This is a genomic window from Pseudomonas sp. OIL-1, from assembly GCF_010669185.1.
Lineage (GTDB): Bacteria > Pseudomonadota > Gammaproteobacteria > Pseudomonadales > Pseudomonadaceae > Halopseudomonas > Halopseudomonas profundi.
On the sequence record NZ_CP048629.1, the window covers coordinates 2,687,846 to 2,712,423 of the forward strand.

The 24,578-nt window shown below is 58.7% G+C and carries 21 protein-coding genes; 9 read left to right on the top strand and 12 right to left on the bottom strand.

Annotation, left to right across the window (positions count from 1 at the left end; all coding sequences use genetic code 11):
* Positions 1–110 precede the first annotated feature (110 nt).
* Positions 111–467, bottom strand: coding sequence for a hypothetical protein (locus G3M63_RS12570; RefSeq protein WP_163983352.1), 357 nt, complete (start codon positions 465–467; stop codon positions 111–113).
* A gap of 401 nt (positions 468–868) precedes the next feature.
* Between G3M63_RS12570 and G3M63_RS12575 the strand changes: the two genes are divergently transcribed.
* Positions 869–1,654, top strand: coding sequence for a class I SAM-dependent methyltransferase (locus G3M63_RS12575; RefSeq protein WP_163984266.1), 786 nt, complete (start codon positions 869–871; stop codon positions 1,652–1,654).
* Between the two features lie 159 nt (positions 1,655–1,813).
* On the opposite strand, the gene G3M63_RS12580 is transcribed toward G3M63_RS12575, so the two are convergent.
* Together G3M63_RS12580 and G3M63_RS12585 are read right to left on the bottom strand one after the other, a co-directional pair.
* The gene (locus G3M63_RS12580; protein ID WP_163983353.1) at positions 1,814–3,028 is read right to left on the bottom strand and encodes a ribonucleotide-diphosphate reductase subunit beta; all 1,215 of its coding nucleotides are present in this window, start codon (positions 3,026–3,028) and stop codon (positions 1,814–1,816) included.
* 237 nt (positions 3,029–3,265) lie between these two features.
* The gene (locus G3M63_RS12585) at positions 3,266–6,118 is read right to left on the bottom strand and encodes a ribonucleoside-diphosphate reductase subunit alpha (protein ID WP_163983354.1); all 2,853 of its coding nucleotides are present in this window, start codon (positions 6,116–6,118) and stop codon (positions 3,266–3,268) included.
* Positions 6,119–6,464: 346 nt separating this feature from the next.
* On the opposite strand from G3M63_RS12585, the gene G3M63_RS12590 reads away from it, so the two are divergent.
* Entirely contained in the window at positions 6,465–7,220 is a 756-nt protein-coding gene (locus G3M63_RS12590) for a response regulator (protein WP_163983355.1), read from the top strand.
* Positions 7,217–8,812 (top strand): ATP-binding protein, encoded by a 1,596-nt coding sequence (locus G3M63_RS12595; RefSeq protein ID WP_163983356.1) that lies wholly within the window; start codon positions 7,217–7,219, stop codon positions 8,810–8,812. The genes G3M63_RS12590 and G3M63_RS12595 overlap by 4 nt, the downstream gene beginning before the upstream one ends.
* A gap of 11 nt (positions 8,813–8,823) precedes the next feature.
* On the opposite strand, the gene G3M63_RS12600 is transcribed toward G3M63_RS12595, so the two are convergent.
* The 5 genes from G3M63_RS12600 to G3M63_RS12620 all read right to left on the bottom strand — a co-directional run bounded on the left by G3M63_RS12600 (position 8,824) and on the right by G3M63_RS12620 (position 14,198).
* A complete protein-coding gene (locus tag G3M63_RS12600; RefSeq protein WP_163983357.1) occupies positions 8,824–9,447 on the bottom strand; it encodes a QsdR family transcriptional regulator in 624 nt (207 codons plus the stop codon).
* A 378-nt stretch (positions 9,448–9,825) separates the two neighbouring features.
* A complete protein-coding gene (locus tag G3M63_RS12605; protein WP_256669812.1) occupies positions 9,826–10,698 on the bottom strand; it encodes an alpha/beta hydrolase in 873 nt (290 codons plus the stop codon).
* Between the two features lie 236 nt (positions 10,699–10,934).
* Positions 10,935–11,750: an alpha/beta hydrolase family protein gene (locus tag G3M63_RS12610; protein WP_371923585.1), complete on the bottom strand. Its 816-nt coding sequence runs from the start codon at positions 11,748–11,750 to the stop codon at positions 10,935–10,937.
* Positions 11,751–12,086: 336 nt separating this feature from the next.
* The gene (locus G3M63_RS12615) at positions 12,087–12,902 is read right to left on the bottom strand and encodes an alpha/beta hydrolase (RefSeq protein ID WP_150301039.1); all 816 of its coding nucleotides are present in this window, start codon (positions 12,900–12,902) and stop codon (positions 12,087–12,089) included.
* A gap of 372 nt (positions 12,903–13,274) precedes the next feature.
* Complete coding sequence (locus tag G3M63_RS12620) at positions 13,275–14,198, bottom strand: LysR family transcriptional regulator (RefSeq protein ID WP_150300880.1); 924 nt, start codon at positions 14,196–14,198, stop codon at positions 13,275–13,277.
* Between the two features lie 110 nt (positions 14,199–14,308).
* Between G3M63_RS12620 and metE the strand changes: the two genes are divergently transcribed.
* The gene (gene metE, locus G3M63_RS12625) at positions 14,309–16,633 is read left to right on the top strand and encodes a 5-methyltetrahydropteroyltriglutamate--homocysteine S-methyltransferase (RefSeq protein WP_163983358.1); all 2,325 of its coding nucleotides are present in this window, start codon (positions 14,309–14,311) and stop codon (positions 16,631–16,633) included.
* Between the two features lie 32 nt (positions 16,634–16,665).
* Positions 16,666–17,754, top strand: coding sequence for a 23S rRNA (cytidine(2498)-2'-O)-methyltransferase RlmM (rlmM, locus tag G3M63_RS12630; protein WP_163983359.1), 1,089 nt, complete (start codon positions 16,666–16,668; stop codon positions 17,752–17,754).
* 50 nt (positions 17,755–17,804) lie between these two features.
* Here rlmM and G3M63_RS12635 read toward each other — a convergent pair whose 3' ends face one another.
* Positions 17,805–18,089, bottom strand: a complete 285-nt coding sequence (locus tag G3M63_RS12635; RefSeq protein WP_150300877.1) for an antibiotic biosynthesis monooxygenase — start codon at positions 18,087–18,089, stop codon at positions 17,805–17,807.
* A 188-nt stretch (positions 18,090–18,277) separates the two neighbouring features.
* Between G3M63_RS12635 and tusA the strand changes: the two genes are divergently transcribed.
* Positions 18,278–18,514 carry a sulfurtransferase TusA gene (tusA, locus tag G3M63_RS12640; protein WP_150300876.1) on the top strand — a complete coding sequence of 79 codons (237 nt, stop codon included), beginning with the start codon at positions 18,278–18,280 and terminating at the stop codon, positions 18,512–18,514.
* An 11-nt stretch (positions 18,515–18,525) separates the two neighbouring features.
* On the opposite strand, the gene G3M63_RS12645 is transcribed toward tusA, so the two are convergent.
* Positions 18,526–19,602, bottom strand: a complete 1,077-nt coding sequence (locus tag G3M63_RS12645; protein ID WP_163983360.1) for a DUF3080 family protein — start codon at positions 19,600–19,602, stop codon at positions 18,526–18,528.
* 71 nt (positions 19,603–19,673) lie between these two features.
* The gene (locus G3M63_RS12650) at positions 19,674–21,083 is read right to left on the bottom strand and encodes an MATE family efflux transporter (protein WP_150300874.1); all 1,410 of its coding nucleotides are present in this window, start codon (positions 21,081–21,083) and stop codon (positions 19,674–19,676) included.
* Between the two features lie 63 nt (positions 21,084–21,146).
* Between G3M63_RS12650 and G3M63_RS12655 the strand changes: the two genes are divergently transcribed.
* Together G3M63_RS12655 and pdxB are read left to right on the top strand one after the other, a co-directional pair.
* On the top strand, positions 21,147–21,683 hold the full coding sequence (locus G3M63_RS12655) for an elongation factor P hydroxylase (RefSeq protein WP_163983361.1): 537 nt from the start codon (positions 21,147–21,149) through the stop codon (positions 21,681–21,683).
* Between the two features lie 81 nt (positions 21,684–21,764).
* Positions 21,765–22,910, top strand: a complete 1,146-nt coding sequence (pdxB, locus tag G3M63_RS12660; RefSeq protein WP_163983362.1) for a 4-phosphoerythronate dehydrogenase PdxB — start codon at positions 21,765–21,767, stop codon at positions 22,908–22,910.
* Positions 22,911–22,915: 5 nt separating this feature from the next.
* On the opposite strand, the gene G3M63_RS12665 is transcribed toward pdxB, so the two are convergent.
* Positions 22,916–23,110 (bottom strand): PA1571 family protein, encoded by a 195-nt coding sequence (locus tag G3M63_RS12665; protein ID WP_223825031.1) that lies wholly within the window; start codon positions 23,108–23,110, stop codon positions 22,916–22,918.
* Positions 23,111–23,232: 122 nt separating this feature from the next.
* Here G3M63_RS12665 and G3M63_RS12670 point away from each other — a divergent pair, with 122 nt between their 5' ends.
* The gene (locus tag G3M63_RS12670) at positions 23,233–24,366 is read left to right on the top strand and encodes an ATP-NAD kinase family protein (protein WP_163983363.1); all 1,134 of its coding nucleotides are present in this window, start codon (positions 23,233–23,235) and stop codon (positions 24,364–24,366) included.
* Positions 24,367–24,578: the final 212 nt, after the last annotated feature.

Here is a 24,578-nt window from a genome sequence, read left to right on the forward strand (position 1 = left end):
ACATCAGGCGGGTATATTTGATTGACCGCTGCGTTTGCCAGTGGTGCCAACAGGTTCTGAAACAGAGGGTGCAGCCCGGCTCTGTCTATCTGCTCTGGGATTCGTAGAAGCTAAAGCAAGTCTTCGTCGTCACAGATCAATTTCACGCGGATGGTTTCGGTGGAATAGTCGCCGCCAATCGGTAACTCGGCGTCCTCGCCCGGCTGGATAGTCGCGTCGGGAAAGAAGGTCCATGAGTCCTCTGCCGGCTCAGGCCTGAGCGAGCATTGCACCGCGCTGCTGTGATTGTTGGTCAGGCGCAGGTGTTTCAGGTTATCCGATGTTGCCGGGGCAGAGGTCTCCTGCGGTTCAATAACCCAGGCTCGGATATCCAGTTCATTGAGCTCCTTATCCAGCAGTATCTCCGGTGAACCCAGGGCGACTGCGGGCAGGCAACCGATGACGGCACAGACATAGGTCAGTTTCATTTCGCGACTCCTCTTTTCGCTGGGGCATATAGCAGCAGAGAATTTTGCGCGTCTCGGGTTCCTTTTTTGTTGGCTGGGCGTCGTCTGCTCAGTCGTGCGAAGGCTCGATGGGTTCTCGTTCTGATGGGCGCGCGATGGAACTGAGCAAATCGTTATGCATCAGTGGTTTGCGTGGTCCGTGGGGGAGTTCAATGAGCCGATCCGCAGGGTGGTGATGGCAGACGTTGTTGCGGCTGTTGCGCTTGTTGTTGCTGGGATTGTTTATCTTGTCTGTCGCGCTGGGAAACAGCCGGCGGCATAAGCCATACGACATTGGTTTGGACCGCACAATGTGCGGGCGCTTAGCGTGAGGCCGGGATATGATTCGCGCCCCAATACGCTGCCTCATGCATCAGGCCACCATGCCCAGAAACGCCATCTATACCGATCTGTCGGGTTACTACGATTTAATGTGTGCGGATATTGACTACAGGGCTCAGAGCCAAGGTGTTCAGCGGCTGCATCGGTTATTCGGTAACGCTGGAAAGACGCATCTCGATCTGGCCTGCGGGACCGGGCCGCATGTGCGGCATCTGCTCGATGCGGGCTATCAGAGCAGTGGGCTGGACATCAATCAGCCCATGTTGGACCTGGCGCTGATTCGCTGCCCGGAGGCTAACTTTTCTGTACAGGACATGTGTGGCTTCACGCTGAACCAGCCGGTCGACCTGATTACCTGTTTCCTGTATTCCATTCATTACAGTGCCGGGATTGAGAGGCTGCAGTCGTGCATCGCCAGTGTGCATGCAGCGCTGGTGACAGGTGGGCTGTTTTGCTTCAACGCTGTCGACAAGCGCATGATCGACAACAACTCGCGTGTATCGCACACGGCTGCGCGCGCTGATGGGTTATTCAGCTTTAGCTCCGGCTGGCACTATTCGGGAGTCGGCGAGCAGCAGTCGTTGAAGCTCCGCGTTGAAAGAACGGCCGCGGATGAAAGCCATGTATGGCAGGACGAGCACAGTATGGTGGCTGTGAGTTTCAGCGAACTGATTGAGCTTTTGCAGCCGTATTTCGATGTTCAGGTGTTTGAGCATGATTACGAGACGATCCTTCCCTGGGAAGGAGCATCCGGGAACGCGATATTCGTCTGCGTGAAGCGTGAACGAGCGGGGGGCACGATAAAAACACCTGCTACGCAAGGCTAGGCAGGCTCCGGAAGACCCAAACTATGACCCGGTGCCTCAGAGTTCGTGGTACCTCCTGCTAGTGAGAGCTTTCTCCGGGGAAGTGCGAGTCTGGGGCAATCGGAACGCCGAACCGCCGCCGCGAAGGCGCCCGTAGGACGCCCCGGCTTCACCGGTGTCTCAATCCCAGCTCAAGGCCCCGCCGGTCTGGTATTCAATCACTCGCGTTTCAAAGAAGTTCTTCTCCTTTTTCAGGTCCATGATTTCGCTCATCCACGGGAAGGGGTTGGTGGTGCCTGGGTATTCTTCTTTCAGGCCGATCTGGGTCAGGCGGCGGTTAGCAATGTATTTGAGGTAGTCCTCCATCATCACCGCGTTCATACCAAGGACGCCGCGGGGCATGGTGTCGCGGGCGTACTCGATTTCCAGTTGGGTGCCTTGCAGAATCATCTGCGCGGCTTCGTCCTGCATAGTGGCATCCCACAGGTGCGGGTTTTCGATCTTGATCTGGTTGATAACGTCGATGCCGAAGTTCAGGTGCATGGATTCGTCACGCAGAATGTACTGGAACTGTTCGGCGACGCCGGTCATCTTGTTGCGGCGGCCCATGGACAGGATCTGGCTGAAGCCGCAGTAAAAGAAGATGCCTTCCAGTACACAATAGAATGCGATCAGGTTGCGCAGCAGTTCCCGGTCGGTTTCCAGGGTGCCGGTCTCGAAGGTCGGATCGGAGATGGAGCGAGTGTACGTGAGGCCCCAGGCGGCTTTCTTCGCGACGCTGGGAATCTCGTGGTACATGTTGAAAATCTCGCCTTCATCCATCCCCAATGACTCGACGCAGTACTGGTAGGCGTGGGTGTGGATTGCCTCTTCGAAGGACTGGCGCAGCAGGTATTGGCGGCACTCGGGGTTGGTGATCAGCCGGTATACAGCCAGCACCAGATTGTTGGCGACCAGGGAGTCGGCAGTGGAGAAGAAGCCCAGGTTGCGCTTGACGATGCGGCGCTCGTCATCAGTCAGGCCCTCGGGGTTTTTCCACAGGGCGATGTCGGCAGTCATGTTTACTTCCTGCGGCATCCAGTGGTTGGAACAGCCGTCGAGGTATTTCTGCCAGGCCCAGTCATATTTGAAAGGGACAAGCTGATTGAGGTCTGCGCGGCAATTGATCATGCGCTTGGCGTCGACGTTGACCCTTGCAGCGGAGCCTTGAAGATCTTCCAGACCCTCCTGAATATCGAGCTCGTCCAGAGCCGCCTTGGCACGGGCGACGGCGTTCGAGTCCTCGCTGGCAACGCGGCGGGCGCGGTCTGTGATCGCTGTTGTCGAGGTTGAATTCGATGCTTCCAGCGGCGCGGCGCTGGTGTGTTCGTTGTCTTGGTCGTCCCAGTTGAGCATGGGTTAGCTCCTGTTCTGTTGTGTCATTGAATGGTGCGCTTGGGCACTGCTTGGCGTGTTCGCTACCGCATGGCGTAGCGCAGGTGCACTACACCCCCGGGGGGCAGCTGGGCCGCGTTCGGATGCGCCGGTTTTCCTGGGGTTGGCGTGCGCCGGCGCGCCGACAGGATTTGTTCCAGCCGCAGACCTGGCGGCGCGCATGTGCTTATACCCCCAGGGCTGATAGCGCTGATCTGTTTACTGGCAAGCCTCGCAATCTGGTTCGTCAATGGAGCAGGCTTTGGGGACCGGTGCTGGGCCGGACGACACTGCGTTGAGTTTGCCAGTCTCCACCGTGGATTTCTCGGTGCTGGTAGCAGCCATCGCACGCAGGTAATAGGTCGTTTTCAGGCCGCGGTACCAGGCCATGCGGTAGGTCGTGTCGAGCTTCTTGCCAGAGGCACCGGCGATATACAGGTTGAGCGATTGAGCCTGGTCGATCCATTTCTGGCGGCGGCTGGCGGCTTCAACGATCCACTTGGTATCCACTTCAAAAGCGGTGGCGTAGAGCGCTTTAATGTCGGCGGGAATGCGGTCGATCTGCTGCACCGAGCCGTCATAAAACTTCAGGTCGTTGACCATGACCGGGTCCCAGAGGTTGCGAGCCTTGAGGTCGCGGACCAGGTAGGGATTGATCACGGTGAACTCGCCGGACAGGTTCGATTTGACGTACAAATTCTGGTAAGTCGGCTCGATGGACTGTGACACGCCAGTGATATTGGCGATGGTGGCAGTCGGCGCGATGGCCATGATGTTGGAGTTGCGCATGCCTTGTTTCACACGCTCGCGCAGCGGCTCCCAGTCCAGGGTCTGGCTGCGGTCGACATCGATATATTGGGCGCCGCGCTGCTCGGTGAGAATGTCCAGCGAGTCCAGCGGCAAAATGCCCTGGCTCCACAGTGAGCCGTCGAAGCTGGCGTAGCTGCCGCGCTCTTCGGCCAGATCGCACGAGGCTTGAATGGCGTAGTAACTGAGCGCCTCCATGGACTGGTCGGCAAAGGCGACGGCAGCGTCCGAACCGTAAGGCGTTTGCTGCACATAGAGCGCATCCTGAAAGCCCATAATGCCAAGGCCGACCGGGCGGTGCTTGAGGTTGGAGTTTTTCGCCTGCGGCACCGAGTAGTAGTTGATATCGATGACGTTATCCAGCATGCGTACGGCGGTCTTGACCGTAGCAGCCAGCTTGGCGGTATTCAGCTTACCGTCTGTCATGTGGTTCGGCAGGTTGACCGAGCCCAGATTACACACGGCGATCTCATCGGCTGAGGTGTTCAGCGTGATCTCGGTGCACAGGTTGGAACTGTGCACGACGCCGACGTGCTGTTGCGGGCTGCGCAGATTGCAGGCGTCCTTGAAGGTGAACCAGGGGTGGCCGGTTTCGAACAGCATGCTGAGCATCTTGCGCCAGAGGTCGCGGGCCTGAATGGTCTTGTGCAGTTTGAGTTTGCCTTGCTCGGTCAGTGTTTCGTAGTGCGTGTAGCGCTGTTCAAAGGCCTTGCCGGTCAGGTCATGCAGATCGGGCGTATCGGAGGGGGAGAATAAGGTCCATTGGCCGTCGTCGAATACGCGCTTCATGAACAGATCAGGGATCCAGTTGGCAGTATTCATATCATGGGTGCGGCGGCGGTCGTCACCGGTGTTCTTGCGCAGCTCAAGGAACTCCTCGATATCCAGATGCCAGGTTTCCAGATAGGCGCAGACCGCACCCTTGCGTTTGCCGCCCTGGTTTACCGCCACGGCGGTGTCGTTAACCACCTTGAGGAACGGCACAACACCCTGGGATTTGCCATTGGTGCCCTTGATGTAAGCCCCTAGCGCGCGCACGTTGGTCCAGTCATTACCCAGGCCGCCAGCAAATTTGCTGAGCATGGCATTGTCATGAATGGCGTGATAAATGCCGGATAGCTCGTCGGGGACGGTTGTCAGGTAGCAGCTGGAAAGCTGCGGGCGCAGGGTGCCGGCATTGAACAGCGTCGGCGTGGACGCCATATAGTCGAAACGCGAGAGCAGGTTGTAGAACTCGATGGTGCGAGCCGTGCGGTCCTTTTCCTCTATTGCCAGACCCATGGCGACGCGCATGAAGAATATCTGTGGCAGCTCGAAGCGCACGCCGTCCTTGTGGATGAAGTAGCGGTCGTAAAGTGTCTGCAGGCCCAGGTAGGTGAATTGCTGATCGCGCTCATGATTGATGGCGTCGCCGAGGGCATCCAGATCAAAGTCTTTCAGGCGCGGATCCAGCAGTTCCAGTTCAGCGCCGGTGCTGACGTAGACGGGCAGGGCTCTGGCATACAGCTCGGCCATCTGGTGATGAGTGGCGCTGTTGGCCACACCGAGAAAGCCAAGCGCTTCGGCGCGCAAACTGTCCATCAGCAGGCGCGCTGTCACCTGGCTATAGTTCGGCTCGCGTTCCACCAGCGTGCGGGCGGTCATTACCAGGGCGGTGCTCACATCGCTTGCGGTGACGCCGTCGTACAGGTTTTTCAGGGTTTCGCGTTCGATCAGCGCGGCGTCGACTTCGGCCAGACCTTCGCAGGCTTCGGTGATCAATATGCGCAAACGCCCCAGATCCAGCGGCTGCTGGGTGCCGTCTTCCAGCGTGACGCGAATGCTCGGATGCGCCTCTACCGGTTCATTACCCTGCCGCGCCTGACGCTGGCGGGCATGTTCTTCACGGTACAGCACATAGGCGCGGGCGACTTTCTGCTCGCCTGAACGCATCAACGCAAGCTCTACCTGATCCTGTATATCTTCGATATGCAGGGTGCCGCCGGAGGGCATGCGTCGCCAGAACGTCGCGGTAATGGTTTCTGTCAGCGTATCGACCACGTTATGAATGCGACTTGAAGCAGCGGCCTGGCTTCCCTCAACGCCGAGGAAGGCTTTGGTGATGGCGACCTTGATCTTGTCATCGGTATAGCTGACCAGCGCGCCGTTACGCTTGATTACCCGCAGGGCTCCCGGCGCCGTAACCAACAGATCCTTGTCATGTTCGCTTTCGACCCCCGGTGCATCGGTTGAAAGATTCGTGTGGGTGGCCGGTGAGGGCTGCATATGCGTGCTCCTGTGTATCACTATATGTAGTGGTGTTGTCGGTCCGGTCTGCGATGGCGATCGGGCTTCCAGATACGAGTGAACGCTGTTAAAGCTCAGCTTCTGTGCAATCTGGGTTTAGGTGTTTATATGTATATGTAGTGATTATTGATCTAGGTGACACAAGATAGTGTGGTTATATCTCTGGCGCAAGTTTCGGTTGGAAAAATATGCTGGGACGCAGAGCGGGCCTTGGCGGCTCAGTTGTGCTGTCAGGTGAAGCTCGACATGCTTGCGCGACTTACAATATGTTGTGTTTTGGAAGGATGGTCTGACCGGTGCTGGACGGCATCGCGCTGATGCTACAATGCCGCGCTGGCCTAGAACGCGACCGGGGGAACACGTGGACGAAAATGAACGCATTCTGATTGTCGAGGATGACTTGAAGCTTGCTTCGCTGATTGCCGATTTTCTCAGCGCTCAAGGACTGCAGACAGCAATAGAGCCGGACGGCAGCAAGGCGGTCGAGCGTGTGCTCAAGCATGTGCCTGATCTGGTTGTGCTGGATTTGATGCTGCCGGGAGAAGATGGTCTGTCCATCTGCAAGCGTTTGCGTGACGCCGGTTACACCCGACCGATCCTCATGCTGACTGCTCGCAGTGATGATAAGGACCACATTCAGGGGCTGGAGCTTGGCGCGGATGATTTTGTAAACAAGCCGGTACGGCCACAGGTCTTGCTGGCCCGGATCCGCGCGTTACTGCGCCGTCGGGGTGACGTCGAGCAGCAAGTCAGTCAGCCACCGAGCAGGCTGCAATTCGGTGCTCTGATTGTCGACAGCACGCGTCGCGAAGCCTGGCTTGGATCTGAGCTGATTGACCTCACCGGTGCCGAGTTTGATCTGCTTTGGCTGTTAGCGAGCAACGCTGGGCGGGTGCTGAGCCGAGAGGAAACTTTTGTCGCGCTGCGCGGCATCGGATATGACGGGCAGGACCGCTCGATTGATGTCCGCATCTCAAGAATACGTCCCAAGATCGGCGATGATCCGGATCAGCCGCGGATTATAAAAACCGTTCGCAGCAAGGGATATCTGTTTGTCGCGCCTGAGCCGGCCGACACGTGAACTCCATTTTTTTTCGGGTATATGGCGGCATCCTGGCGGTGCTGATTACTGTGCTGCTACTGGGGTTGGCGGCCATCTGGTTCGTCAACGATATGCGCTCTGATGAATATCGCGAGCGCATTGCCACGGGTACGTTCCGGCTGATGGCCGACAACCTTGAAGAAATGGACGAGGCCGAACGGCTGCGTGCGCTGGCGGCATGGACCAGACTGATTGGAGTACCCCTTGAGCTCAAGCACCTCGACAACCTCAATCTTGAGGCCAGCACCTGGTCCCGGTTGCTCAAGGGCCGCGTGCTGGTAAAGCCATCGAGCAATCCGCGTTTGCGTATTTATGCCATGGTGAGCGTCGATGAAGGTGTTGTGTTAACCGCGGCCATCCACCGGATTTCCGAGCAGCTAGGCAGGGCGACGCTGTTTCTGGTGGCCGATGAACTGGTTCGTCACCCAGAAGGAGATATGCCGGGTCGGTTGCAACAGCTCAGGGGCGACAAGGGCTTTGGGTATCCGCTGCGCCTGACGCCGATCCGCGAAGCCGATCTGGATGCCGACCAACGTCGCCGGTTGGAGGAAAGCGATACTGTAATGACCCTCGGGCCCGACGGCGACTCGGTGCTGCTCTACCTGAAAATCCCGGATACCCAGTGGATTCTGAGTCTGGGTCCGTTGTATCAAATGAACGAATACCCGGCAGGGCTGCTTCTGGTCACTGGCATGTTAATGCTGGCGCTATGCGGTTTGCTTATCTATCTCTTGGTCCGGCAGCTGGAAAGACGCTTGTTGACGCTGGAGTCTGCGGCGGCGCATATCAGCGCGGGCAACCTGAACGCTCGCGTCGACGCCAGGGGAAACGATGCGGTGGGCCGTCTGGCACGGGCATTCAACCGTATGGCGACACACCTCCAGCGTCTCATGCGCATCCAACAGGAGATGATTGGCGCGGTGTCCCATGAGTTGCGCACCCCCGTGGCGCGGTTGCGGTTCGGCCTGGAAATGGTCGATACCGCGGTGAAGCCAGAGGATCGGCGAAAGTATGTGGAGGGGATGGACGCCGATCTGAACGAGCTGGATGGGCTGGTAGACGAAATACTGGTATATGCGCGGCTGGATCAGGGTGCGCCCGAGCTGACATTCAAACGCACCAATGTACCGGCAATGGTCGAGCAGGTGGTCAGCGAACTGGCTCCGCTGAATCAGCAGCTCGAGGTCCGCCACGATGATCATTCGATGGGCAGGGCGCGGTACGTCGAAGCCGAATCGCGCTATCTGCAGCGCGCCGTCGCCAATCTGGTCAACAATGCGATGCGCTATGCGAAGAGTCGCGTGCTGGTCACCACCCAGGTGCAATACGAGCGCTGCATCATCATGGTGGAAGATGACGGCCCGGGTATTCCTGAAGAATTCCGGGAACAGATCTTTACGCCATTTCTGCGTCTGGATGATAGCCGCACTCGCTCATCCGGCGGTTACGGGCTTGGGTTGGCTATCGTGCGCAGGATTATTTACTGGCATCAGGGAAGCGCTCGGGTTGAACGCTCCACAACGCTGGAAGGCGCGGCCTTTATTCTGGATTGGCCATTACGCCGGAGCTAGGTCGATCAACCCTAGCGGCTATGACCATTCACCAGCAGCCGAAAGGCAGTGTCGGCCTGTTTCGCATCAGGCGTGCGGCCGCAAATAAGATCGCAGTAAATAGCGCTCTCACCGATACGGATAATGAAGTAGGCCAGGCTTTCGGGGTCCATTTCCGGGTTTATCCTGCCGGCCTCTATTTCGTGTTCGAACAATTTTCGCCAGGTTTCGATCAGGCGATTCTGCAAGCCGGCAATGTTCGAAGTGAGTAGCTGCAGCCCCCATTGGGGCTCGGAATGCAGAAAGTTGTGCAACGGCTTGGCTTCGATCAGCGCGACGTTGATGTCGTTATAGATCTGGGATAGAAAGTCGATCCCCGTGAGTTTGGGGTCCGCCTGGGCGCGCTCGATCGACTCGTCGTAAATCTCCTTGTAGAGCGACCAGAGTATCTCGCCCATCAACAGGTCTTTATTGCCGACCCAGCGCATCAGCGTCGCGCGACCGATATCCAGCTCTTCTGCCAGCAAGGATAGATTCAGTCGGCGGCCCTCCAGCCACCATCGCCTGGCCATGCGAAAGGCGCTCAACGGTGTCGCGCGTTCATCTGATTTACGCTGCGAGAGTGCCAGGGCCAGTGGGGTGTTGGGCTTGCTCATATCGACTGCCTATTTGATCACGTGATTGTCATTGTTGACACCTATAGTAGCAAGGCTGATACCAAGAATAGAAGTGTCCCGCACCTGGAGCAGGTAGCAGATCGGGCTTCGCTTGTTTTGTTGTGCGGTCTGCGGACAAATACGAGCTTCGTGTTCTAGCGATAAGCGAGACGGAATTTGTATTCCCCTTTAACCGGAACATGGATATGTCTGCTGGGCGGACAGTCTGGGTCAGACTTGGAGGTCACCGCTGAGGGCTGCTTTTTGCTACCGGGAGCAGCGAGGCTGGACAAGGTCGGGAAAGCGGAAAGAAAAACCGGCTATCGAATGATAGCCGGTTCTCGGTCACGCTGGGTTGTGGCTCTGCAGAGCCTGATATCAGTTGAAATCTTTCTTCTGAACTTCCCAGTCGCGTGAGGTGCACAACGTGCAGTCGGAGCCTTCAAAGACGCCGGCAGCGTTTTGATCGCCCATTAGCTGATAGCGGTACCAGGCAGTCGACGGACCGCGGTATCCACCTGCGTCGCCGACAGGTTCAAAGTGGCTTACACCCTGCAACTCGCCCCAGAATACCGGGACGTTAGCATTGCGGAAGACGGGGCGACCATTTAATGCAGAGCCTGCCAGTGTATCGTCGCTACCGGTCATCAGGAACATCGGGCCGTTCTGGTTGCGCTGCGAGGACGATACATGACCCAGGCCAAGTACGTACGGCTGGAAGGGCGCAGTGGTAGTGATGCGAGGATCCTGGCCAGCCATGATGGTGCCGCCGCCGCCCTGGGAATGACCAGATGCGCCTACCCGGTTCAGATCGAGCTTGCCAGCGTAGGTGCCGCTGCTCCGGCCGTTCTGCTGCACCAGGTAGTCGAGACAGGCAAGCATTTCCTCACCGCTACCTGCGTTGGCTGTGGTAGCCGCTGCGACAACGAAGCCATGGCTTGCCCAGTGCTCATGCAGACCGGCATAGGTTGTTGCGCCGCCGCCCGTACCGTTACCCCAGATGATGATCGGATGCTTGAGGCTGTCTTCTCCGAGTGTGCGCGGGCGCGAGATCCGGCAGCTGGGACCTTCACTGCTGGCGGTGGTAGCAAAAGGGCCGTCCGCTGCAAAATCACTTACTGCGGGAAAACCCGAGTCTACCGGCAGATCGCCTGGAGGGTTGCCGCCGGGTGGGTTACCAGCCAATGCGCTGGCAGACAGTGCAAGACCGAGTGTGAAAGCGGAAAGCTTCATTACGGGTAAATTCATCATGATCTCTCTTAGCATTATTGTAAGGGTTGAACTGAGCTCAAGATCATCCCTGACAACTGCTGCGCTCGCTGCGAGTAAGAAACTATCGACCAGTGAATGACTATTCACTCGCCCAAAAGGGTGAAGTCGGCCTGTTTTGTGTCCCGTATCACGGCCCGCGCAGTGGCGTTCTGCCAACCAAAGATAAAAAAGCCGGCTACCTTTCGGTAACCGGCTTCGAGTGCCGATGCCTCAGTTTAGTTGATGCCTTTGCGCTCTACGTCCCAGCTGCGATCACTACACAGGCCGCAGTTGCTGCCGTAGAAGGTGCTCTCGGCGTTGCCATCGCTCATCAGATGAAAGCGGAACCATGCTGTGGATGGACCGCGGAACCCGCCGCCGTCACCCACAGGCTCGAAGTGGCTGGCACGTGACAGCTCGCCCCAGAACACCGGCACGTTGGCGCGGCGGAATACCGGAGCGGCATTCAAGGTTGGTGAGGCGATGCTGTCCGAGCTACCGGTCATGAGGAACATTGGACCGTTCTGGTTGCTCTGCGAGGATGAACTGTGGCCAAGCCCGATGGTGTAGGGCTGGAAGGGTGCAGTAACGGTCACGCGACTGTCCTGACCAGCCATGATGCTACCGCCGCCTCCCTGAGAGTGCCCTGCAGTACCCACGCGGTTTACGTTCAGCTTGCCGGCATAAGTACCTGTGCTGCGGCCATTCTGCTGAACCAGATAGTCGAGGCAGGCAATCATGTCGCGGCCGGTACCGGCATTGGAGGTGCGTGCCGCGGCGACGACGAAGCCATGGCTCGCCCAGTGATCTAGCAGTGAGCGGTAAGTAGTTGGGCTGGAGCCGGTGCCGTTGCCCCAGAGGATGATCGGATGCTGACGTCCATTTTCACCGAGGGTGCGCGGACGGTAGATGCTGCAGCTCGGACCTTCATTTCCATTAGTGGTCGAAAAGGAACCAGACCGGCTGAAGTCGGAAACAGGTGGGAAGTCGCCACCGCCGCCACCTCCGCCGTTGTCGCCGCCATCTCCACCGCCTGGTGGGTTGTAGGCCATGGCTCCGGCCGAAAGAAGGACGCCAATGGCGACGCTTGTCATTTTCAACAGTGGTGCTTTCATGGTGATCTCTCTTTCTTAGCTTTCTTATGGGGATTCATCATTGAGCTCGGGGGCTACTTCCAACGACGGTGTTTCACGTTCACGGAACAAACCCTAGCGCTTTCCAATTTGATACACAGTCGCCTGTTCGGGTGAATATGAGACACCTTCGGTTGAATTTTGCGAAACGGCGCACAATAGATGCTTGTAGGCAGGCCGCGAGAGCTGGATTTTGGGCTAAAAAAACGGCCGCCAAAGCAGCCGTAAAGAGAGGAACAAAGTGAAACGCGGGTATCAGTTAATGTCTTTACGGCGAACGGTCCAGCTGCGGTCAGAGCACAGTGTGCAGTTGTTGCCGTAGAAAGTGCTGCGTGCGTTCTGGTCTGCCATCAGGTGGTAACGCAACCAGGCAGTAGAGGGACCGCGAAATCCGCCTGCGTTGCCTACTGGCTCAAAGTGACTGGCCGAATTCAGCTCGCCCCAGAAAACAGGAACGTTGGCGCGATTGAAGACCGGTTGAGCGTTACGTGAGGGAGCGGCAATGGTGTCCGCACCGCCAGTCATCAGGAACATTGGCCCGCTCTGGTTGCTTTGTGAGGATGAACGGTGACCGAGGCCGATGGTGTACGGCTGGAAGGGAGCGGTCGCTGTGACGCGATTGTCCTGCCCGGCCATGATGGTGCCGCCACCACCCTGGGAGTGGCCGGCAGTACCGACGCGGTTTACATTGAGTTTGCCGCCATAGGTGCCGCTGCTGCGGCCGTTCTGCTCGACCAGATAATCAAGGCAATCAATCATCTCTTCGCCTGAGCCTGCATTGGAGGTACGCGCGGCTGCGACGACAAAACCGTGGCTGGCCCAGTGAGTCAACAAGGCGCTATAGGTGCTTGGCGAGGACCCGGTGCCGTTACCCCATAGAATGATGGGGTGCTTTAGACCGTTATCACCGAGGGTGCGCGGACGGTAGATGGTGCAGTTCGGGCCTTCGTTACCATTGGTGGTTGAGAACGAGCCAGAGCGGCTGAAATCCGATACGGATGGAAAGCCGGAGCCTTCACCCGGATTCGGATCGGGATCAGGATTGGTTGGAGGCGTCGGGTTGTAGGCCATGGCGCCAGAAGACAACAACAGACCAAAAGCAACAGCGGTAAATTTGTGCAAGGAAGCGTTCATCGTTGGAATCCTGTCGATTCTTATTGTTACTGTTTACCGAGCGCTATGGTCGAGACCCAAGTCAGGCTCTGGATCGGATCAATGTATATTGATCAGCGCAATGCTGGATCTCGCCTGATTGGGGGAGTGGCGGCGGAAAAATGTGAGCGCCGTCAGAGAAACACCATGCCCACCGCCAATGGACGGTTGAGCCCATCCCGAACATCGGTGTAGCCGCCGAGCACCATGGCCGGAATGGAGCCCGGCCCTCCATAGCCCTGCACAGCTTCTAACTTCTGCGTTTAGCTGCCAGTCGAATTTCAAAACAGGTTAGGCGAGCGCCTTGGCAGTCACCCCGTCGAGGGTGGCGAAGGAGATGTCCTTGGCTGTCAGCAGGAAATCCTGCATATATGAGCTGTCGAGCATGTCGTCACGCACGGCTGCATACAAGGTGCCGAATAGCCCTTCAGAACCGAGCGGTCGGGCACTGACATAGCCGCGTTGCAGATATTCCGCCATGGCCCAGTTGGGCAGGCAACACACCCCGCGGCCGGACGCCACCAGCTGCATCATCATCACCGTCATCTCGGCATTGCGCACGGCGGCGGGCTCGATGCCGGCAGGCTCAAGAAAGTGCTTGAAGATATCCAGTCGCTCACGATCCACCGGATAGCAGATCAAGGTTTCACCAGCCAGGTCCACCGGCTCCACGAACGCGCGGTTGACCAGCGGGTGCTGGTTGCTGATCGCTAGCTGTGCCTCATAGGTAAACAACGGGACATAGGTGATACCGGGAATATCCTGGGGATCGGAGGTCACCACAAGATCGAGTTCTCCACGGGCCAGCGCCGGCAGCGGGGCGAAGAAGAACCCGGAAGCAAAGTCGACCTCCACTTCGGGCCAGGCATTGCGGAACTGGTCGATAGTCGGCATCAGCCATTGGAAGCAACTGTGGCATTCGATAGCCATATGCAGGCGTCCGGCCTGTCCGCCCGCGAGACGCTGAAGGTCGCGCTCGGCCTGGCGCAATTGCGGCAACAGGTTGTCCGCCAGGCGCAGCAATCGTAATCCGGCACTGGTAAAGCGCACCGGGCGCGTCTTGCGCACAAACAGCTGCAGGCCCAACTCTTCCTCAAGATTTTTCAGTTGATGAGATAAAGCCGATTGCGTGAGATGCAATCGTTCGGATGCTTCAACCAGGCTTTCGGCTTCGCGCAGGGTGGCAAGGGTCTTCAGGTGGCGGATCTCAAGCATGCTTGGCTCATCATGAATAATTTAGAAGTTTAACGTTAGCACGATGAGTTTGATTCAGCATCCGTTGCGGCCGATCCTATGCGTCTCGCTTAAAAGACTTGGAGATTGACATGGCATTGGCCCATAACCTGGGGTTTCCCCGGATAGGACGCGACCGCGAATTGAAGAAGGCATTGGAAGCCTACTGGAACGGCACGCTGGATAAGGCGAGCCTGCTGCAGACGGGCCGCGAATTGCGTGCGGCGCACTGGCAAATACAGGCAGACGCAGGGCTGGGCTTGCTGCCGGTAGGCGATTTCGCCTGGTATGACCAGGTTCTCACGCATAGCCTGATGGTGGGTGCCGTTCCGTCCCGGTTCGGTGCCACAGAGCAAGCGGATCTGGACACCTTGTTTCGCATGGCGCGTGGCGTTAGCACCGTCGGCAGCGACACCTTCGCCTGCGAAATGACCAAGTGGTTCGATACCAATTATCACTATCTGGTCCCGGAATTTGTTGAAGACCAGCAGTTCAGCCTGCAATGGCAGCAGCTGTTCGATGAGGTCGACGAGGCGCTGGCGCTTGGGTATAAAGTGAAGCCGGTGGTGCTCGGCCCGCTCAGTTATCTGTGGCTGGGCAAGACCAAGGGCAGCGAGTTTGATCGCCTGGGATTGCTCGAACGCCTGCTACCGGTGTATTGCCAGATCTTCGAGCGATTGGCGGAGCGGGGCGTCGAGTGGGTGCAGATTGATGAGCCGGCATTGGTACTCGACTTGCCAGCGGAGTGGAAAGCGGCATACGAGAGCGCCTATAACCTGCTGCAACGGGCACCGCTGCGCAAACTGCTGACCACCTATTTTGGCGCGCTGGATGACAATCTTGGTCTGGCCTGCGCTCTGCCGGTTGATGGTCTGCATGTAGACCTGGTGCGCGCTCCGCAACAATTGTTGGCGGTAATGGATCGTCTGCCCAGCTACAAGGTGCTGTCGCTGGGCGTGGTCAATGGCCGTAATATCTGGCGTTGCGATCTGTCTGCTGCGCTGGTGGCGTTACGCAGTGCAGAGCAGAAATTTGGCGAGCGACTGTGGGTGGCGCCCAGCTGTTCGCTGTTGCATGCTCCGGTTGATCTTGAGCGCGAGAACCATTTCGACGAAGAGTTGCACGAATGGTTGGCCTTCTCTGTGCAGAAAGTCAGCGAAACAGCATTGCTTGCCCAGGCATTGAATAACCCCTTCGAGGCCAAAGTGGTGGCGGCTATTCAGCTGTCCGATCAGAATCAGCAAGCACGTTGCGCCTCAGGCCGCATTCATAATCCAGCGGTCGCTGCACGACTTCGAGGCACCCAGCCGCAGCACAGCCAGCGGCACTCGGCCTATTCAGTCCGCGCGGCGGTTCAGCAGCAGACCTTGCGTCTACCTCTGTTGCCCACCACAACTATCGGGTCGTTTCCGCAAACAGCCGAGATCCGGTCCGCGCGCCGGGCGTTCAAGGCGGGTGATCTCTCTGAAGCGGAGTATGTAGCCGCCATGCAGTCGGAAATCGCCCAGGTGATTGCCGAGCAGGAGGCGCTGGATCTGGATGTGCTGGTGCACGGTGAAGCCGAACGCAACGATATGGTCGAGTACTTCGGTGAGCAGCTGGAAGGCTACGTTTTCAGCCGATTCGGCTGGGTCCAGAGCTATGGATCGCGCTGCGTGAAGCCGCCGATCATCTATGGTGACATCAGCCGAGCGCGTGCAATGACGGTCGAATGGGCGCGCTATGCGCAAAGCCTGACGGAGCGCCCGGTTAAAGGCATGCTCACGGGCCCGGTAACCATGCTGATGTGGTCTTTCCAGCGCGAAGACGTGCCCCGTGAAGTCAGTGCGCGGCAGCTCGCGCTGGCCCTTCGTGACGAAGTGGTTGATCTCGAGCGCGCCGGTATCAACATCATCCAGATTGACGAACCTGCCTATCGGGAAGGATTACCGTTGCGTGCGGCCGAGCAGGGCGACTACCTGCGCTGGGCGTCGGAGGTGTTTCGCATCAGCGCCAGTGGTATAGCCGATACCACGCAGATCCATACGCATATGTGCTATAGCGAATTCAACGATATTCTGGGCGCTATCGCGGACATGGATGCGGATGTGATCACCATCGAAACATCCCGTTCGGACATGGAGCTGCTGGACGCCTTTGCCGATTTTGCCTATCCGAACGCGATAGGCCCGGGGGTGTATGACATTCACTCACCACGGATCCCGCAGTGCAATGAGATGCTGCGGTTGTTGCGCAAGGCGGCGCGCGTCATCCCCCTGGAACGCTTATGGGTTAATCCCGATTGCGGCTTGAAAACTCGGGGTTGGACCGAAACCCGGGCTGCACTGAAAGCGATGGTCGATGCCGCCCGTCAACTGCGGCAACAGGAAGCGGTAGCGGATCCTAATTTCCTTCTTCCGCGTCGTAGTACCCTGTAAAGTAGCGACCGATTACTTATCTGGGGTTTTCCATGCAGGAATTGTTGTTGCACTGTCGGCCGGGATTCGAGGGCGAAGCCGCTGCCGAGATGCAGGAGTTGTCAGCCGCAAAGGGTATTGCAGGCTATGCCGTCACGAAGGAAGGCACGGCGCTGGTGCGCTTTGTGTGTCCGGGTGAAGGCGATGCCGCCACCTTGATGCGCAAGCTGAGCTTTCATCATCTGATTTTCGTTCGACAGTGGGCACTTGGCGATTGGCTCGATGTGTCGGTTGAAGACCGCATCGCTCCCATCATCACCGCCTGTTCCAAGGGGCCGCTGGCTTCCAGCCTGTGGCTGGAAACGGCCGATACCAATGACGGCAAGGCAATGGCCGCGCTCACCAAGAAGCTTGGCAAGCCGCTGGAAACAGCTTTGCTGAAGACCCGCTTTATCCGCCCGACGAAAACCGATGCGCCACGACTGCATGTATGTTTCGAGAGCGGCGAGCGGATTTTTGTCGGCTGGTCCTGGGCGGATAACGCCGCGCCCTGGCCAATGGGTATCCCACGCCTGAAGGTGCCGCGCGAGGCGCCCAGCCGGTCGACCCTCAAGCTTGAAGAGGCCTGGCACCATTTCATCCCTCGGGAAGAATGGGACAGTCGTCTGGCGCCCGGCATGCTCGCAGTTGATCTGGGCGCTGCGCCCGGCGGCTGGACCTGGCAAATGGTCAACCGTCACATGAAGGTGGTGGCGGTGGACAACGGGCCCATGGATCGCAAACTGATGGATAGCGGTCAGGTCGAACACGTCGAGGCCGACGGCTATATGTACAAGCCGAAGGTGCCGGTGCAATGGATGGTATGCGATATCGTCGACAAGCCAGCGCGCAGCAGCTCGTTGCTGGCGCGCTGGGTATCGCGAGGCTGGTGCCGCGAAGCAATCATGAACTTCAAGCTACCGATGAAGCGCCGTTACTACGAGGTGCTGCAGTGCATGGATCATGTTCAGTCCGCACTGGACGAGGCGGGCATACGCGCGACGATCTCCTGCAAGCAGCTGTACTCCGACCGCGAAGAAGTGACCTGCCATGTGCGGGTGTTGCATGCGGGCAGCTACAGGGTGCAGTCAGTTCAACAGTGAGTCGAACGGCTCATTCGCCGGCTGCTGCGAGCCGGCAAGTGGCCTGACGATTAAAGCGGCTCGAGCAGGGTGATTCGTTCGTCTTCCAGCAGCATGGGTCTGAACTCGTTGAGGCTGTTTCTGCGCCCATCGGAGTTTTCCCAGCGCTCCCAGGAATGACGATTCTGCCAGGTGACCATCACGATGCGATGGTTGGGTCGTTCCAGGTCCCGGAATGATTCACCGGAAATGAACCCTGGCGATTGAATGGCTTGCTGGATGATTCTGCGTGCCGCGGCTTCGTAATGGTCTTCCAGGCCTTCGGCAATTACACGCTCAATCAACACTTTAATCATGAAGTTTCCTTAGTGATTTTAGTCCCGTCACCCATAGTGTTGTCTCTGCCGGCGCTGCTGGCAAGAGACAGGCTTTTTTCCGATAATCTTTTCCGCTGTAATCCGCGAAGCATTTTTTGATTCGCATTGAAGCGCCCGAATTCTGGTCTGAACAAACCTGTGTGCAACGAAGGAAAGCTGAGAGTGTTATGACCGAGCCAGCCGATATGAATCACCTCGACACCCGCGGGCTACTATGCCCTGAACCGGTGATGATGCTGCACAACGCAGTGCGCGATATCAGCGCTGGCGAGCTGCTTGAAGTGCTTGCCACCGACCCTTCTACCCAGCGCGATATTCCGCGCTTCTGTGATTTTCTCGGTCACCAGCTGGTTGAGCAGGATGTGCAGGAGGGTACCTACCGGTACCTGATACGCAAGAGTTGAGAGAGACGGCGCTATTCTCGTCGCCCGGCGTCCCAGCCGGATTGTCCCGGACGTTGCTGGCAGGCGCCCAGCACATCCTGCCAGGCTTCGCTATGCGCCTGGATACTGCGTTGATAACGCTCCCAGAGTGAATTGTCCCCACCAGCAAGACGCTGCAGATACTGTGCGGTCGCGCTGGGAATTTCCGCCGTCTGGCTTAACAGCAAAATGGCTTCCCGCCAGGCCTGGCCGAGTCGCTGCGCCTGGGCCATCTGCGGCTGGATTTCACCGGCGTAGAACGCTGTAAAGACAGTCAGTAGCGTGCGCGAACGTTGCGTTGGTTGACCCATAGGACACAGGAAGGCAGGTTGCCTGGCGCGTAACATGGCGGTCGCCTGGTCCAGGGTATGGCTCAGGCGAGACAGGCTATGAATCAATTGGCCGCTGTGGTCGCTACGCTGTAGCGCTTCGAACAGGGGCTCGAGCGTTGACTGCGCTGGCGGCAGTCGAGCGGGCAGGGCCTGGCCTATGGCAGCCAGATCGAGCAACGCATCTATCGCGGCATGATCAGTTAGCGGCTCCTGACTGACAGGCAGCGGTTCATTATTGAAGCGCATATAGTGCTCGAACTCAGGGCTCGCGTTCAGCGCATTCCAGAATGCGGTGGGCAGACTGGCCCGTTTGATGTCGGCGATCTCGCTGAGCTGTTGGTGCAGCGCACCGCGTTCGGCGTCGTCTTTGATGATGTCCAGGCAGGCGTCAAGATTGCGCAACAGCTCGCCCTCGTAGGCCAGGAGATGGCTGCCGGGCATCACCTTGCCGAGGCTGCTGTTACGCTGTGCGACGGTCTGCTGCAGGGCGGGGCACTGGTTCGACTCAACCACCAGATCGAGCATGCCCAGGCGCAGCTGAGGCACCGGTTGCATACGGCTTCGGCGCGCCGGCAGCCGGTACTGGCTCAATGTATCTTGATCCCAGGCCTGCCAGTCCTGACCAAGAACGCGGCCGACCCGGTCGAGATAGTTGTCCATCTGTCTGCTTGCTTCAGGCGCGCGCTGACAGCCAGTCGCAAGCGCGCAAACAAGCAGGACGACCACAACACGCAGCATCGAAGATCTCCACAAATGCCCGGTAACAGATGTAGTCAGTATGGCAGTGCAGGCGATGCAGACGTGGAGGGTTATTCGCGACCGGCCAGGCCGACGCCGTGAGGCTGGTAGCGTTTACGCCGTGCCCCGACGATTGCCAGGCGGATCGACAGGAACACGGCCGCAGCGGTCAATCCCAGAATCAGGCCCTGCCAGAATCCGGCGGGACCCTGCGCAGGGCCCCAGATATCGGTCAGGCCAAGAATGTAGCCGCTCGGCAAACCGATAGCCCAATAGGCAATCATGGTCAGCAACATGGGCAATCGAGTGTCCTGATACCCGCGTAGGGCACCCGCGCAGGCGACCTGGACCGCGTCGGAGAACTGATAAAGCGCTGCGTAGAAAAACAGTGTGGAGGCGAGGGCGATGACCTCCGGGTTGCGCGTGTAGAGCAATGGAATCTGGTCTGCCAGGGCCAGCATCAGGCTTGCGGCAATGGCGGCATATACCAGCGACGCGAGGATCCCGGCCTTGGCCGCAAACAAGCCGGCGCGAGCGCCATTCAATCCGAGGTTATGCCCGACCCGAACGGTAATTGCCAGACCCAGACTGAAGGGCACCATGAAGGTAATGGAAGAGAAGTTGAGTGCGACCTGATGGCTCGCGACCACTTCAGCGCCCAGACCTGCGATCAGCAAGGCGATTACGCAGAACATGCTGGTCTCGGCGAACAAGGCGATGCCGATCGGCAAGCCCAGGCCCAACAGGTGCCGTTGAGCTGGCCAGCGCGGCCAGTCGAAGCGTTCGAATAGCTTGCTCGCGCGGTAGACCGGGGAGCGTTTCAGGTAGATCAGCATACAACCGAGCATGAACCACATGACCACTGCTGTGGCGATACCGCAGCCGATCGCGCCCAAAGCGGGCATGCCAAGTTTGCCGTACACCAGGATGTAATTAAGCGGCACGTTGAGCACCAGGGCGGCAAAACCGATCAGCATAGTCGGCTTGGTGCGTGACAGGCCGTCGCTCAACCCGCGCAAACCCTGGTAAATGGCTACCGCGGGAAAGCCGAGCGCTACGGCCTTGAGATAGCCCATGGTCAAGGGGATCAGGTCGTCCTGAACATCCATTACATGCAGGACAGGCTCGACCGACCACAGAAAAGCCGCGCAGGCCACGCCGACAGCGACGCCCAGCCATGCGCCCTGGCGCACCAGAGCACCGGTTTCGCCAATCTGGGCCGGACCGCTGCTTGCCGCCACCTTCGAGGTGACGATCATCAACACGCCGGTGAGGAACAGGAAAGTGGGCACCCAGAATGCGTTGCCGAGCGCCACTGCCGCCAGATCAAGCGCGCTGACTCGACCAGCCATCGCGGTATCGACGAAGCCGAGCAGGGTGTGCGACATTTGCGCCGCGATAATAGGTAGTGCCAGCCAGGTGAGGCTGCGCAGTTCTGTTACACTGCGATGCCACCGGCCGGTATGTTCAGCGATTGTCATGAAGGCATGGTCTGAGGAAAAGCGCCCCATCCTATCAATTTGCCCGATATTGTCCACCTGCTAATGAATTTCGATTGTAAGGAACTGGTTCAGCTGTTCGAGCGCTGTTTTCTCAATGATTTCAATACTGTGCTTGTGCCTGGTGCCGAAGAGCCGGAATACCTGCCAGCAGACGAAACCAGCCCGCATCACCGCATTCTGTTCACCCGCGACTACTTCCGCAGTGCGCTGCACGAGATCTCGCACTGGTGCGTCGCGGGACCACAGCGGCGTTTGCTGCCCGACTTCGGATATTGGTACGCACCGGATGGTCGAACGGCCCAGCAGCAGCAGGCATTCGAGCAGGTTGAAGTCAAACCGCAGGCATTGGAGTGGCTGTTCTGCGAAGCTGCAGGCCATCCGTTCCGTGTCAGCCTGGATAACCTCAGCGGCGAGCCGACCGACCCTTTGCCTTTCAAACGAAAGGTGGTGGCTCAGGTTCATGCCTGTCTGGCAGAGGGTGTGTCCGAACGGCCGCAGCGCTTTATCCAGGCTCTGCTGGATTGTTACCGGCCGGGTGTCCAGCTCACCGCGAATGCCTTTAGACTCGATCGCATATAACGGCGACCCTGCGGCAAGGGCTCTGGACAGGCGAGCGAGCGGCGACCGACAATGAGCAACCCGCGCAAACCGGAACTCCCCATGCATATTGTTGCTGACGAAAATATCCCTCTGCTTGATGAATTCATGTCCGGTTTCGGACGTGTCACGCGCCTGCCTGGACGTGAAATCGATGCGTCTTCGGTGCGGCATGCAGACGTCCTGCTGGTGCGCTCTGTGACGCAGGTGTCCGCAGCCATGCTGGCCGGAAGCTCGGTACGCTTCGTCGGCACCTGCACGATCGGTACCGATCACCTCGATTTGCACGGGCTGGCAAAGGCCGGAATTTGCGTCGCCAGCGCACCGGGGTGTAATGCCCGGGGGGTGGTGGAATATGTGCTGAGTTGCTTGCTGGCATTCTCCGAGCGTACCGGTATCGATTGGCAACAGCAGGTGGTCGGGATAATCGGGGCCGGGCAGGTGGGTGGCCGTCTGGCCCGGACGCTGCGCCAGCTTGGTGTGGAGTGCCGGCTCTGTGATCCGCCGCAGTCAGAGCAGGAGTCCGGTTATGTCGATCTGGATACCCTGATCGAGCGGGCTGATGTGATCAGCTGCCATGTACCGCTTACTGATTCGGGACGGTATCCAACCCGTCATTTGTTCGATGCTGACTGCCTGGCCAGATTGCGTCCAGGCGCCTGGTTGATCAACAGCAGCCGCGGTCCGGTCATCGACAATCAGGCATTGAAGTCGCTGCTTGAACGTCGAGATGACCTGCAGGTAGCGCTCGATGTCTGGGAACATGAGCCGCGCGTCGACCCTGAACTCGCCTCTCTCTGCGCCCTGGCGACGCCGCACATTGCAGGCTACAGCCTGGACGGCAAGCTGCGTGGCACCGAGCAGATTTACCAGGCGCTATGCCGTTTTTTTGGTGAGAAGATTGCTGTTCGCCTGGAGGATATCGCGCCATCCCAGGGCAGTGGAGAGCTTAGCGTCAGCGCGGCGACGCCCAGGGAATGGCTGCTAGCCCGGGCCTTGCGCCTGGTATATGACGTGCGTGACGATGATGCGCGGTTCAGAGCCATGCTGGGCAAGGCGGAGTCAGACAGCGATATATGCAGCGGTTTTGACCTGTTGCGTAAACACTATCCGTTGCGACGGGAAAATTCGTTCTATCGCGTCAACACCGACGCCCCGATGGAGCGCGCGGTGACCAACAGGCTGGCTGCGGCGGGATTCAAGCCCTAGCGTTTTCAGACCCTGCTTTCGCTCATCGATGGGCTGACAGGCCGCCAATGCTGATCCAGTTCCGCGCAGGCCTGCTGGATCATCTGTTCGGTTATGGCGATCTCGCGCCCCTGTTCATCGATGACGTATCCGGCGGGCTCGGTGTTCAGGTTGTTCTCGTCCGGGCAAGCGTTCCTGGTGTCCAGCATGTGTAAACTCATGTCGTTGGTGCTCCTCTCGATCCGGCATGATGGGTCGACACTTCTTAGCAACTGACCCTCGAAGGCAGGGTATGGCATAAAGGTGGCAACTTTGTGACAGCGAAACGGCCAGGAAAATTCCAATGAAAGAGGCTTTTAAACTGGGCCTGGTTATCAATCCGTATGCAGGATTGGGCGGTCAGGCGGCTTTGAAGGGGTCCGATGGTGTCGCGCATCAGGCGTTGGCCATGGGAATCGAGCCCCGCGCGCACGACCGCGTACGCCAGGCGCTGGAGCGCATCGAAGCCTGGCGGGAGCGTATGCAGTTTTTTTGCGCGCCGGGCGCGATGGGCGAAGATCTGCTGGCCAGCATGGGCTTCGACTATGAGGTGGTCGGCGAGCTCTCCGGTGCAGGAACCACCGCAGCCGACACCGAACGCATGGTCAGGATGCTCCAGGAGCGTGATATTGATCTGCTGCTATTTGCCGGTGGTGACGGCACAGCGCGTGATGTATGCAATAGCATCAGACCGGGGCAGCTGGTATTGGGCATCCCGGCGGGGGTGAAGATCCACTCGGGCGTGTATGCGGTCAATCCCCGCGCTGCCGGTGAGCTGGTTGCGCTGCTGCTGCAGGGTGAGCTGGTTCGACTGGGTGAAGCAGAGGTACGTGACATCGACGAAGACGCCTTCCGTCAGGGGTTGGTGCGCACGCGGCATTATGGCGAGCTGTCGGTCCCGGAGGAGGGGCGTTTCGTCCAGCAGGTCAAACAGGGCGGTCGTGAACAGGAAACATTGGTACTGGACGATGTAGCCGCCTGGTTACAGGAGATGCAGGATGAAGTGGAAGGCTGGATCTTCGGGCCTGGCTCGACCAACCTGGGTCTGCTTGAGGCCATGGGACTGCAAGGCACCTTGCTGGGTGTCGATGTGGTGCGCCACGGCGAGCTGATTCTGGTGGACGCCACCGAGGCGCAGCTGTGGGAGCTGGTCCATCAAGGTGAATGGCGGATTCTGGTGACGGCTATCGGCGGGCAGGGGCATATTCTCGGGCGTGGCAACCAACAGATTTCACCGCGCGTACTGGAAGCTGTAGGTCCCGAGAATCTGCTGGTGGTGGCTACCAAAACCAAGCTCAAAACACTGCAGGGCCGGCCGTTTCTGGTCGACACCGGCGATGCGGACCTTGATCAGCGGCTGACGGGGTTGCGTCGGGTGCTAAGCGGATATCGCGAGGAAATGCTCTATCCGGTCAGCTGGAAGGCTGAGGCGGAGTAGGTTTCCCTGAGGGTGTAGCGCGTCCGCGCTAGGATAGATCGGCGTCTACACCAACCCTGTCGGCGCGCGGGCGCACGCCAACCCCAGGCAAACCTCGTCGGCGCGTCCGAACGCGGTCCGAGCCGTACGCCAACCCCACGCAAACCCAGTCCGCGTCCTGGGGGTGTAGTGCGCCTGCGCTACGCCAGGTCGGCGTCTACGACAAGTCCGCC